This is a genomic window from Hyphomicrobium sp. 2TAF46, assembly GCF_052114865.1.
GTDB lineage: Bacteria > Pseudomonadota > Alphaproteobacteria > Rhizobiales > Hyphomicrobiaceae > Hyphomicrobium_B.
Window position 1 is genome coordinate 430,688 of the sequence record NZ_JBFRFO010000003.1, and the last position, 12,040, is coordinate 442,727.

The window sequence follows — 12,040 nt, forward strand, 5'->3', positions numbered from 1 at the left end:
CGCTCAGGCCGCCGCGGCGTTCGGCTGTTGGGCCAAGCCGCCAGGAGTCGCGATCTTGCGTGCCCAATCGCTGGAGCGATGACCGGCATCGACCAGCACGGGAGGTGGCTTGCGATCCTCGTTCGTTGCGAGCGCCCACCGCTCCAGCGGGCCAGCCTTCAACGACGTCAGCCAGCTGACCGGACCGGCCAGCACGAGACCCAGAATGACGGGCGACATCCACGCAAGCAACGCCGGCGAGACCGTCCAGGCAATGGCGCCAACAATGCCGCCGATCGCCGTGTGCCAGCGCGCGAACCACATCGCGTCGTCGAACGTCAGCGCGCCGTCGCTCCGCTTCTGCGGCTTCCAGCCCGAGTCGCGTCCGGCCAGAATTTCAGCGGCGCCTACCGTCTGCGTCACCATGAAGATGGGCGCAATCAGCATCGAGTAGACCGTCTCGATGAGCACCCCGATCGTGACGCGGAAAGCGACGAACAGGCTTCGCTCTTTCCGGGCTTGCTGCCAGGCGAGCATAAGCCCTAACGCCTTCGGCAGCAGCACCACGATCATCGTCGCCAAGAAGAGGCGCAACGCGGCGCCCGGATCGATCGTCGGCCAGATCGGGAAGAGTGTTTTGTCGTCACGGAAGTAGCTCGGAATCATTTGCTGGCCCTGCAGCGCCAGAATGACACCGACGACGAGCGAAAGCGCCCACACTCCGGAAATCAGATACGACGCCGCCCCCATGCCGAGATGGAGCCTGCCCATCGGCGTCAGTCCAGGCTGCGAGACGATCGCAAGATGCTGAAGATTGCCCTGCGCCCAGCGCCGGTCGCGCGCGACGACATCGATGATGTTGGGCGGCATGCCCTCGTAGGAACCTTCGAGCGACGGCATCATATGCACGCCGTAACCCGCGCGCTGCAGAAGCACGGCCTCCACGAAATCGTGGCTCATGATATGGCCGCCGAACGGCTTCCGGCCCGGAAGTTCGGGAAGCCCGGCCGCTTCGGCGAAGGCCGCCGTGCGGATGATGGCGTTGTGGCCCCAATAATTGCCCTGGTCGCGATGCCAGAACGCGAGACCCGCAGCAACCGCAGGTCCATAGGTATTGCAGGCGAACTGCTGAAGCCGTTGCAGCAGGGTCTCCCCGCCGACGAGTCGCGGAACGGTCTGGATCAGTCCGGCCCGGTCATCGGCCTCCATGGCAGCAGCAAGCGAGACAAGCGTCCCGCCGGACATGACGCTGTCGCCATCGAGGATGATGAAAGACTGATAGCTGGCACCGAATCGTTCGACCCAATCGGCGATATTTCCAGCCTTGCGCCCCGAGTTCTGCAGCCTGCGCCGGTAGTAGATCGACGCGATGTCGCTCAACTGTGCACTCAGCGCACGATAAACCGCAGCTTCCTTCGTACCATCGAGATCGCCGCGCGTATCGGAGAGCACGAATACATCGAAAGACTGATTGCGGCCGAGCCCGGTGAGCTCCCGCACCATCGCCTCAATGGCGCCGGCGATTCGAGCCGGGTCTTCGTGATAGACCGGAAAAAGGAGAGCTGTCCGTGAAGCCAACGGGGAAGTCGGTGGCGGCGGCTCAATGGTATCCGGCCGCTCGCCCGTGAACAGCGGGAGAAACCCGAGAGCCGCGCTCAAGCTGCCGATCGCGATCCACCCGAAGGCAATCGTCGAGAGTATAAGAAAGAGAAACTGCACCGGGGTGATAACGACAAACGACAGGATGCTGAACAGCTCATGCGCGAAAGCGCCCGTCAGCACCGCCGCGCCGGCGAAGATCGCCGTTCGCGGCACCCAGTAACCCCGTCGCCGCACCTCGGCTACGGCCTCAACCGGCTTGGCGAAATCCTGAACCGGCATGTCGAGCGGCGCCGCGTCCGGCAAATACCGCCACGGACCCGCGTCGCGAGGACTGTTGGAATGTGGAGATGCTTCGAGCACCTCGCCGATGAAGTTTTCGTTTACGGCTTCGTCCATCGATAGAGCCAAGTCTCCGAAACCGCCTGATCGCCTGCCTTCAACACACACCGCAGCTCAACGAGTCCGCTATCACCGGGCGCCAGTTCGAACGTCACTCGAACGCCAGAGATTTCGAGATTGCGTTGAACGGAAACGTTGGAGACCTTGCCCCCGCGCGCTGACAGATCCGCAGCCGGCAAGTCTTTCGCATCTTTCACCAAAGGTCCTGTCAAATCGATGACGAAGACGACGGTCCCCGGCTTTTTCCCGCTTCCAATCCGCGTCTTGACGACGCGGGCGCCGGACCACGACACCGGCACATCGGGTCCCCAGAAGATCTTGTAACTGAAGACGTGCGGACCACCGGCGGCCAGCCCCTTCGAAGGTTTCCAATAGGCAGCGATGTTGTCGTGAATCTCGTCCTCGATCGGAATCTCGACGAGTTCGACGAATCCGTCGCCCCAGCCGTTTTGAGGCTGCACCCAGACCGAAGGCCGCCGTTCGTAATGGCTCTCCAGGTCTTCGTAATTCTGGAATGAGCGATCGCGCTGCCAAAGACCGAACCCCTGTGGATCCCGGTCCACGAACGCGCTGAGTTGCAGCGTCTTCGGATTGTTGAGAGGCCGCCAGAGGCGTTCGCCGCTGCCATTGATCATGGCGAGTCCCTCGCTGTCGTGCACGGCGGGGCGAATGTCGTCGAAGCGGCGCTGGCTCGATTGACCGTGGAAGAACATGCTCGTCAAAGGACCGATGCCGACGTGGCTGAGGGCCGTTCGCGGATACAAGGTCGCTTCGACGTCCATCACCGTCGTCTCTCCGGGTGCGATCGCAAACCGGTAAGCGCCGGTCGTAGATTGACTGTCGAGCAACGCGTGGACAACGATTTCGGTTGCGATCGGCTTCGGTCTTTCGATCCAGAAGCTTCGGAAGAACGGAAATTCTTCGCCGGCCGGCTGCGCCGTGTTGAGCGCCAAGCCGCGCGCCGACGCTCCATATCCCTGTCCGCGCCCCACTGCGCGCAGAAAGCTCGCGCCTTGGAAAACCGTATATTCGTCGAAGGCATCGGCGCGGTTGATCGGACCGTGAATGCGGAATCCGGAGAATCCGAAGGGCGCCGAATCGGGCCCAGGGCCGATCAGCGGACCAAAGGAGAAGAGCTTGCTATCGGCGACCAGACGAGTCGCCTTCCCATTCTCGACGACCCAAAGATCAACCGGCACGTCGTACAGCCAGCCCATCGCGAACGGCTGAACCTGGAAATCGACATGCTCACCCTTCCAGATCGCCCTCTCGGGCCGGAAGCGAATATCCCTGTATTGATCGTATGTTAGCTTATTGAATGGCGGCGGCAGCGCATCAATAGACGGCTTCGAGAACGGCTGATCAGCCAGCCTCTTCGCTTCCGCCTTGAGAGTCGTCGGCCCAAATGCCATGCCCTGCGGACTCGGCTGTGGCGCCGCCGTATCCCCTTCGGCGTACGCTTCCGTCACTGCCAGGGCCATCTTCGCGAGCCCGAGCGCAAAACTTCCCGCCACCGCCTTCTCGAGCAGTGCGCGGCGATCCACCAAATTACTTGTCATTTCCGATATCAGCCAACCCTTGCGGTACGTACGTGCGGCCCCACGCTCTCTCACAAGCGCCCCCGATAGCCGATCCCAAAGAGCTATGGGACGATTGTGGCAGATTTTCCACGCGCACCACGGCTCCCTGTGACTTTCCCGTCGATGATTTATTCCATCGACAAGCTCATTCTCATCTGGCACATAACTCGCCCGCCAAGCTAATGCCAAAACCGGATTTTCTCTTTTCTCTATAATTGACTAAGGTCGTTTTTGGCAATGATTTAAAGCCGAATCACCCCCGATTCGCTGATGCAAACAGCACACAGTCAAAAACTGTTTTGGGGATACTCTTGGCGTACCCAAAGCGGTCCGCTAATGAGAACATATATATAAGGTCGCAAACCGCATAATTCTTGTGCTCAACGCACACGTTGCAGCGATTAAAAATTGCAACCGGTTGCTCCCATAGGAAAATCAATTCGTCTTCAATTCGGCTGTCGCGTGACGGTCGTGTGGCAACATCAGCGCTCGTTGCCATTCTGTCACAAGCCCCGGCGATTCAACTGTCCACATGGCTAATCCCTATTTCCCGACCGGAACGGATCTGCCTATACATTCGCCTGAGCGGTAATTCGGGGGGAAGCCCGTAACCGCAGAAGACGGGTTTGAGGACGGTTAAGAATAAGCACTACGGAAAGAAGAGTGTTGGGCTGAACGGGTCTGTTCCGTCCTCATTCCTCAAGTCGAAGCAGACGGGAGCTAATTCATGAACAAATATAGTCTGAGTGCGCTTATGGCGGCAGGCCTGGTTGCAGGTGGCCTGTCGACCGGCAGTGCATCCGCAGCCGATCTCGGGGGCAACTGCTGCGCAGACCTCGAGGAGCGGATTGCAGAACTCGAAGCAACGACGGCACGTAAGGGCAACCGCAAGGTCTCCCTCACGGTTTCTGGCTGGGTTGGCCAGCAGGTAATGTTCTGGGATGACGGTCGTGAATCGAAGACCTACGTCACCGACCTCGGCTCGACGCTCGCCAGTCACGTGAAGTTCACGGGTCAGGCGACGATCATGCCCGGCTGGACGGCAGGTTATGTGCTTCATCTCGAAGCTACCGGCTCCGACAGCTTGACGACCAACCAAACTCATCCCGATGGCGTCAACGCTCTCACGGGTACCAACAACGGCGTCAGCACGCTGCAGTCGTTCTGGTTCATCAAGAGCGACCAGCTGGGTAAGGTCTCGGTTGGTAAGCAGTCGGACGCGGCTGACAACACGGCAATCCTCGTTGACGGTTCGGGCTCGCTCGTCCCTGCCAACTGGGTGGCTTTCGACGTCAACAGCTTCGGCATTCGTCAAAAGAACGGCGACCTGTTCGGACACTGGGGCGGCGACTACTGCCAGAGCTTCGGCGGTGCGTGGGGTGACTGCGCGGGACTTCCCCGCAACGTCGTTCGTTACGATTCACCGACGTTCGGCGGCTTCTCTGTGTCAGCATCGTGGGGTGAGGCCGACATCTGGGCCATCACCGGTCGTTACGCTGGTGAATGGGCTGACTTCAAGATTGCAGCCGCTGCTTCGTACAGCGAAAGCAGCGACGAAGCTCTCAACGCCGGCTTTGCTATTCCGAACAATACGCAGCAATACTTCCAAGCTGGCGTGTACGTCGAGCACGTCCCAACTGGTTTGTTCGTCTACGGTGCCTACGGACATGATCAATACGCCGACGATCAACATGCCGGCGGCGTTGGCTTCGCTACGGGCAGCGATTTGGGTCAGTCCGAAACCTTCTACGGCAAGGGCGGTATCCGTCAACGCTGGAATCCGCTTGGACACACCGTACTCTACGGAGAATACCTGAGCGCTCGTGGCAGCGGTGCATTCTCTCAGTCGGAGATCTCTAGCAACATTGGCGGGCTCGGCAGCGATCAGTTCGGTGCAACGCACGACAAAACCCAAGTCTGGGGTCTGGGTGTTGTCCAGGAAATCGATGCAGCCGCAATGTCCGTATGGGTCAAGTATCGCCACCTCGATTACAGCGATAACAACATTGTCGGAACCAAGTACGACAACTTCCAGTACGTCGGTGTCGGTGCTCTGATCAACTACTGATCCGACCCACCTGGTCCAAGAAATGCGAAGGCCGCCCAAATTGGGCGGCCTTTTTTCGTGTCTCACGAATTCGTCGGCGTGGCCGACGGGCAACTATAAAGTGTTGCGATTTGGTCGTTACCCGTTTTTGTAACAGCCTGTTTTCGATTTCATATTTTCGTTCGCACTCTGACAATTGAATTGAATGAGCCTTTCGTGCACCGTTCAGGAATAAACATACGAACGACGAACCTGAATTGTTGCGAACGTACGAATCACTAATCTCCCCCCTCAAGCGGCGAAGTCACTTGCCAGGTGTTCAGCCTCAGGCTGCTCCCGAGAGTGGCCCACTAAGGCGAACGCCGAAGTACCGCGTTCAGGATAGAAGTGCTGAAGACGGGAGAAGGCAGAATGACGAAATTTAGGGTAGGCGCTCTGGTCGCTGCAGGCGTTCTCGCTGGCGGGTTCGCCACGAGCGCCTCTGCTGCGGACCTCGGCGGCAACTGCTGTGCAGACCTCGAGGAACGAATCGCAGAATTGGAAGCAACCACCGCGCGCAAAGGCAACAGGAAGGTCTCGCTCACGGTCTCTGGCTGGGTGGGCCAGCAGGTCATGTGGTGGGACGACGGCCGACAATCAGACGCCTACGTCACCGACCTCGGCTCGACGATCGCCAGCCACGTGAAGTTCACGGGCCAGGCGACGATTCTGCCGGGTTGGTACGCAGGTTACGTTCTGCACCTCGAAGCCACTGGCTCCGACAGCTTGACGACCAGCCAGAATGTCGTAGATGGCCCGAATGCGATTTTGGTGCCACACACAGTGAACGGCGTCAGCACCCTGCAGTCGTTCTGGTTCATCAAGAGCGATCAGCTGGGCAAGGTCTCGATCGGTAAAGAATCGGACGCAGCTGACAACGCGGCAATCCTCGTCGACGGTTCGGGCTCACTCGTTCCAGCCAACTGGGTGGCCTTCGACGTCAACAGCTTCTTCATCCGCGAAAAGGGTACGGGCAATCTGTCGCCCGCGGTCTGGGGCGGCAATTATTGCCAGAGTTGGGGCGGTGCGTGGGGTGACTGCGCGGGTATTCCTCGCAACTCAGTTCGCTATGACTCACCCACATTCGGCGGGTTCTCCGGGTCGGCATCCTGGGGTGAAGATGACCTCTGGGCCATTACGGGTCGCTACGCCGGCGAATGGCACGACTTCAAAGTTGCAGGTGTCGCTTCGTACACACAAAGCAACGATGAGAACTGCTGCAACATAGCAAGCGGCTTCGTAATTACCAACAACACGCAGCGGTACTTCCAGGCAGCTGGCTACGTCGAGCATACCCCGACCGGTCTCTGGATGTACGGCGCCTACGGCCATGACGACTACTCTGATCCGACGAACTTGACCGGAACCAGAGGCCAATCCGAGACCTGGTACCTGAAGGGCGGCATCCGTCAGCGGTGGAACCCCCTGGGCCACACGGTTCTCTACGGCGAATATGAACACGTCCACGGTGAAGGCGTCTTCGCCGAGTCGGGAGTGGATGGCTTCGCTGCTAACGGTAACTTCGGCCCCGACAACAGAGACACGACCAAGATCTGGGGCCTTGGTGTTGTCCAGGAAATCGACGCTGCAGCGATGTCGGTATGGCTCAAGTATCGTCATCTTGAATACGACGACAACTCCGGAATACAATTCGACGACTTCCAGTACTTTTCCTTCGGCGGCCTGATCAACTACTGATCTCGTCTCGATGACCGAACAGCGTGAAGCCGCCCAATGGGCGGCTTCATTGCGTTTTCAGCGCGCAATCGCGGGCACTAGGACCGCATTGTCCCGGCGCCACAAAGCGCTTAACTCTCATCCATGTTCGAGACGTTCTTCACCGAGCTTCGCTCGGCCAAACTGCCGGTGACTTTGAAGGAATACCTGACGCTGCTTGAAGCCGTCGGCTCAGGCGTCGCGGGTAACCGCGTCGAGGACTTCTATTACCTCGCCCGCGCCACGCTCATTAAGGACGAGCGAAACCTAGATCGTTTCGATCAGATCTTCGCGCATGTGTTCAAGGGCGTCGACCTTCTGCCTGAAGCGATAGAGGCTGAAATCCCCGAGGAATGGCTTCGCCGGATCAGCACGCTTCACCTCTCCGAAGAGGACAAGAAGAAGATCGAGGCGCTCGGCGGCTGGGACAAAATCATGGAGGAGCTGAAGAAGCGCCTCGCCGAACAGAAGGAGCGCCATCAAGGCGGCAATAAATGGATCGGCACAGGCGGCACCTCGCCTTACGGGGCATACGGATTTAATCCCGCCGGCATCCGCATCGGCCAACACGAAAGCCGGCATCGACGCGCGATCAAAGTCTGGGACAAGCGCGAATTCAAGGATCTCGCAGGCACCGCCGAAATTGGGACGCGCACGATCAAAGTCGCGCTTCGCCGCTTACGGCAATTCGCACGCTCAGGCGCCGCCTCCGAGCTCGATCTCGACAGCACGATCCGCGGCACCGCCGAGAAAGGCTATCTCGACGTTCGCCTTCGCCCCGAGCGGCACAATGCCGTAAAGCTTCTGATGTTCTTCGACATCGGCGGCTCGATGGACGATCATATCCGTGAGGTCGAAGATCTGTTCTCCGCCGCACGCGCCGAGTTCAAGCATCTCGAATATTACTACTTCCACAATTGCATCTACGAAGGCGTGTGGAAGGAGAATGCCCGCCGCTACACGAACAAGATCGATACGTGGCAGGTGCTCCATACCTACCCGGCCGACTACAAAGTCATTTTCATAGGCGATGCCTCGATGAGCCCCTATGAAATCACCGTTGCCGGCGGCTCGGTCGAACACATGAACGAAGAGCCCGGCGCCGTCTGGCTCAAACGCGTGACCGACATCTATAAGCACGCCATTTGGCTTAATCCCGTCGACGAGCGACATTGGGATTGGACACCCTCGATAGGCATTGTCCGGCAACTTCTCGGCGGTCGCATGTATCCACTGACGCTTGACGGTCTCGACGCCGGAATGCGCGCATTGATGCGTTGAAATCGTCGTTCCGACGCACTTCGGTGGGTAAGATGCCGGAAATACCTGTCGAGTTGTGTCACGAACCGTTAGGCTCCGATTGTGGCAAACTCGATTCTAAGCATTGACCTGGAGCGTTGCCTGGGACAATGAAGTAAGAAATCAGGGGTGGGGGAACATCCCAATGAAACACTTCAAGATCTTGAAGATCTCGCTCGTGGCGGTTTCCGCTGCGGCGCTCGGCGGTTGCGGCGCATCGCTGCCGAGCCTCCCGACGACAGGCTCCCTTCTCGGCGGCCAGTCGAAAGCCGCGCAGGCAAACGCCAATCCGAATGATCCGCTGGCCCGCACGATGGACGTCGCTGCAACGTCCGCACGCGCCATCAAGTGCGGCTATAACTTCGATCCCGTTAAGCTCAAGAGCCAATTCATCGCGTCCGAAACGGCGGCGAATCCCGCAGATGGCGCAAAGCTTTCGCAGGTTTACGACACGGCATTCAACGGCGTCTCGAAAGCCCTGGCTGACAAAGGCGCGGACTATTGCTCGGAGCTGAAAGTCGCGAAGATCAAGCTCGCGCTGACCCGCCATCTCAACGGCGACTACACGCCCTCGCCTCCTGAACCTCCGGAAGACAGTGGCGGACTGCTCAGCGGCTGGGGCGGCGGATCGACGAGTTCCGAGGGCGTGAACTCCAAGGCAGTCTTCGAGAACTGACGGCACCACACCTGCCTTCGATCCCTCGCGCTTTGCCGGAACGCACGCGTGCAGCAGATCCTCTGGACCGAAATCGCCATCAAGGCCGTCGCCGGTCTCGTGCTCCTGCTTGTGCCGCTCTCGGCACTGGCCATCGCCGGGCTAGCGCGGCCCACCACCGGACTATGGCCACGCCTCACCGGCGCGCTGTTGCTGGCCATTGCTGCAAGCATCTGGATCGGGCTGGAATACCCGTCAGCCCGAGGATCGATCGGACCGGCGGCGCTCGTGCCGCTCAATCTATTTCCGGCGGCGGTGCTGATCGCAGCGCTGGTCATGGGAACGGCGGCGCCAACACGCCGCGGCAAACTCGTGCTAGGCCTGAGCGCGATCACACTGACATTGCTGGCATTTCTCGAAATCGCACACGCTTAAGCCGCAGCCATTCCGCCGGCGGATGCGCGACAGCTCGGCAAGTAACGCGCCGCCCTCGGCGGAGTAACGCGTTACTTCACGCCGAGCTTCTTCTGCAGGCTGGATGATGAGGTCGTGTACTGGAACAAGAGCTTCTTGTCCGGATAGACGATCTTGTGCGCAGCCTGCGCCATCAGCGCGCCTTCGTGGAAGCCCGACAGGATGAGCTTCAGCTTGCCGGGATACCAATTGATATCGCCGATCGCGAAGATGCCGTGTTCGTTGGTCTCGAACCGCTCGGTATCGACGAGAATGAGGTTCTCATGAAGATTGAGACCCCAGTCAGCAACAGGTCCGAGCTTCATCGTCAGACCGAAGAACGGCAGCATGGCCGTGCAGGCAATGCGTTCCGTTCCTGAGGCCGTTTTGACGTCCAGCGCCGACAGATGCCCGTTCGTGCCCTCGAGCCCCGTCACCTGACCGATGAGCAGGCGAACGGTCGACTCTTCGACAAGCTTGCGCATCTTCTCGACCGAATGCGGCGCGGCGCGGAACTCGTCGCGGCGATGGATGAGCGTCAGGCTCTTCGCAACCGGCGCGAGATTGAGCGTCCAGTCGAGCGCGCTGTCGCCGCCGCCGACGATGACGATATCGTGCCCGCGCATCGTTTCGATCTTGCGCACGGAATAGAAGACCGACCTGCCTTCGTATTCTTCGATGCCATTAAGCGGCGGCCGCTTCGGCGTGAACGATCCGCCCCCTGCAGCGACGACGACGACTTTAGCCAGGAACTCGGTTCCCGCGTCCGTCATCAGGCGAAAGCGGCCGTCAGCCTCGCGGCTCAAGCTGTCAATGCGCTCGTTGAAATGGAATTGCGGCCCGAACGGCTTGATCTGCTCCATCAGCCGGTCCGTCAGCTCTTGCCCTGTCACAACGGGAAGCGCCGGAACGTCGTAGATCGGCTTCTCGGGATAGAGTTCCGCGCACTGCCCACCCGGACGGTCCAGGATATCGACGACATGAGACTTGATGTCGAGCAGACCCAATTCAAAAACCGCAAACAGACCGCAAGGTCCCGCACCGATGACGATGGCATCGGTTTCGATCGGACCGGAAGACGAAGCGGCTTCCGTGATGTCGGAAGTTTCGGGTGCCGCTGGAGTTGTGTCCATCATCGCGATCGTCCGTTACTTGCTGCCAATGCTTCAGAACTGCTTCGCCGGCACGCGAACGACGAGTCCGTCGAGAGCGTCCGTGATCTTGATCTGGCAGCAGAGCCTGCTGCCTTCGCGGACATCGAACGCGAAATCCAGCATGTCCTCTTCCATGTCGGCAGCCTTGCCTGTTTTGTCGCGCCAGGCTTCATCCACATACACATGGCAGGTCGCGCAGGCGCAGGCACCGCCACATTCCGCCTCGATACCCGCGATGTCGTTAAGCTTAGCAGCTTCCATGACAGTGAGACCGTTTTCCGCTTCCACCGTCTGACTTTCGCCGTCGGGTTGGATGAACGTTATTTTCGTCATGGTTACGTACGCGTCCTTGAGGCTGAAAAGACCGCTCTCGGGCGGCTGCGAGCGAATTGGGATGATTAAGTTAGCGGGCACACTTAGAGGGACACCGCCCGCATTTCAAGCCGAACGGACGCGCGCGTCCCTGCGACGCGCAAATGCTGTGGCTGCGGCGCTTAGCCTAGCGTGTTGGATTGATGGAAGAACGTGCGCGCCTCGGAAGCTGCCGCTTCCAGTTTGGCGATCGCATCCGGGCAGCCCTCGGCCTCCGGTCCGCGCAGCGCCTCGGCTTCCTGCGCCAAGCTCGCGATCCGCCACGCCCCGACGGCCCGGCTCGACCCCTTGAGCGTATGCGCCGCTATCTTCCAATCCCGTTCGGTTGCAGCCGCGCGCAAGGCCGCTAACGTCTCGGGAAGTTGTGCGAGGAAAAGCCGGAGAACCTCGTCTTCCAGTGCCTTATCCCCAAGCGTGTAGCGCCGCAAATGTGCGAGATCGATCGGCAATTCATTCGTTGAGCCCCGGTTCTCCGGGGCCTGGATATCGAACTGCCGGGGCCTTTGGACATCCATGCTTCGCACCTGAAACGCATATTGATCACTGCGGCCATAGCTTCGCCATGGCGGGACATTTGAACAATTATGGTCGCAAAAGCGCGATAACTCTGGGTAAAGCAGGCTCGCGTGTTTCAGCCATCCCCGTAAACCGCTACTTAACCTATTGGCGTGTGGCCGCAGGCAGCGGACGCGACAAGCTCGGCCGCAATCCGGCCGCATTCCGCGGCCCAACTCGCTAAGCCGTT

The 12,040-nt window shown here is 59.7% G+C and carries 10 protein-coding genes; 5 read left to right on the forward strand and 5 right to left on the reverse strand.

The features are described from left to right. Nucleotides 1-3: 3 nt before the first annotated feature. Both mdoH and AB4Z24_RS08815 read right to left on the reverse strand, forming a co-directional pair. Nucleotides 4-1,977: a glucans biosynthesis glucosyltransferase MdoH gene (mdoH, locus tag AB4Z24_RS08810; RefSeq protein ID WP_441707545.1), complete on the reverse strand. Its 1,974-nt coding sequence runs from the start codon at nucleotides 1,975-1,977 to the stop codon at nucleotides 4-6. Next, entirely contained in the window at nucleotides 1,962-3,539 is a 1,578-nt protein-coding gene (locus AB4Z24_RS08815) for a glucan biosynthesis protein (RefSeq protein ID WP_441707547.1), read from the reverse strand. The genes mdoH and AB4Z24_RS08815 overlap by 16 nt, the downstream gene beginning before the upstream one ends. A 748-nt stretch (nucleotides 3,540-4,287) precedes the next feature. Here AB4Z24_RS08815 and AB4Z24_RS08820 point away from each other — a divergent pair. The 5 genes from AB4Z24_RS08820 (at nucleotide 4,288) to AB4Z24_RS08840 (ending at nucleotide 9,751) form a co-directional block, all read left to right on the forward strand. Next, nucleotides 4,288-5,628 carry a porin gene (locus tag AB4Z24_RS08820; protein WP_441707549.1) on the forward strand — a complete coding sequence of 447 codons (1,341 nt, stop codon included), beginning with the start codon at nucleotides 4,288-4,290 and terminating at the stop codon, nucleotides 5,626-5,628. A gap of 390 nt (nucleotides 5,629-6,018) precedes the next feature. Beyond that, nucleotides 6,019-7,344 carry a porin gene (locus AB4Z24_RS08825; RefSeq protein WP_441707550.1) on the forward strand — a complete coding sequence of 442 codons (1,326 nt, stop codon included), beginning with the start codon at nucleotides 6,019-6,021 and terminating at the stop codon, nucleotides 7,342-7,344. Between the two features lie 123 nt (nucleotides 7,345-7,467). After that, entirely contained in the window at nucleotides 7,468-8,643 is a 1,176-nt protein-coding gene (locus tag AB4Z24_RS08830; protein ID WP_441707552.1) for a vWA domain-containing protein, read from the forward strand. Nucleotides 8,644-8,806: 163 nt separating this feature from the next. Continuing rightward, nucleotides 8,807-9,337, forward strand: a complete 531-nt coding sequence (locus tag AB4Z24_RS08835; protein WP_441707554.1) for a hypothetical protein — start codon at nucleotides 8,807-8,809, stop codon at nucleotides 9,335-9,337. A 48-nt stretch (nucleotides 9,338-9,385) separates the two neighbouring features. Continuing rightward, nucleotides 9,386-9,751: an ABC transporter permease gene (locus tag AB4Z24_RS08840; protein WP_441707556.1), complete on the forward strand. Its 366-nt coding sequence runs from the start codon at nucleotides 9,386-9,388 to the stop codon at nucleotides 9,749-9,751. Nucleotides 9,752-9,822: 71 nt separating this feature from the next. Here AB4Z24_RS08840 and AB4Z24_RS08845 read toward each other — a convergent pair whose 3' ends face one another. The 3 genes from AB4Z24_RS08845 to AB4Z24_RS08855 all read right to left on the reverse strand — a co-directional run bounded on the left by AB4Z24_RS08845 (nucleotide 9,823) and on the right by AB4Z24_RS08855 (nucleotide 11,810). Further along, nucleotides 9,823-10,905: an NAD(P)/FAD-dependent oxidoreductase gene (locus AB4Z24_RS08845; RefSeq protein ID WP_441707557.1), complete on the reverse strand. Its 1,083-nt coding sequence runs from the start codon at nucleotides 10,903-10,905 to the stop codon at nucleotides 9,823-9,825. A gap of 30 nt (nucleotides 10,906-10,935) precedes the next feature. Beyond that, the gene (locus AB4Z24_RS08850; RefSeq protein WP_045837936.1) at nucleotides 10,936-11,256 is read right to left on the reverse strand and encodes a 2Fe-2S iron-sulfur cluster-binding protein; all 321 of its coding nucleotides are present in this window, start codon (nucleotides 11,254-11,256) and stop codon (nucleotides 10,936-10,938) included. A 161-nt stretch (nucleotides 11,257-11,417) separates the two neighbouring features. Further along, the gene (locus tag AB4Z24_RS08855; RefSeq protein WP_441707559.1) at nucleotides 11,418-11,810 is read right to left on the reverse strand and encodes an Hpt domain-containing protein; all 393 of its coding nucleotides are present in this window, start codon (nucleotides 11,808-11,810) and stop codon (nucleotides 11,418-11,420) included. Between the last annotated feature and the right edge of the window lie 230 nt (nucleotides 11,811-12,040).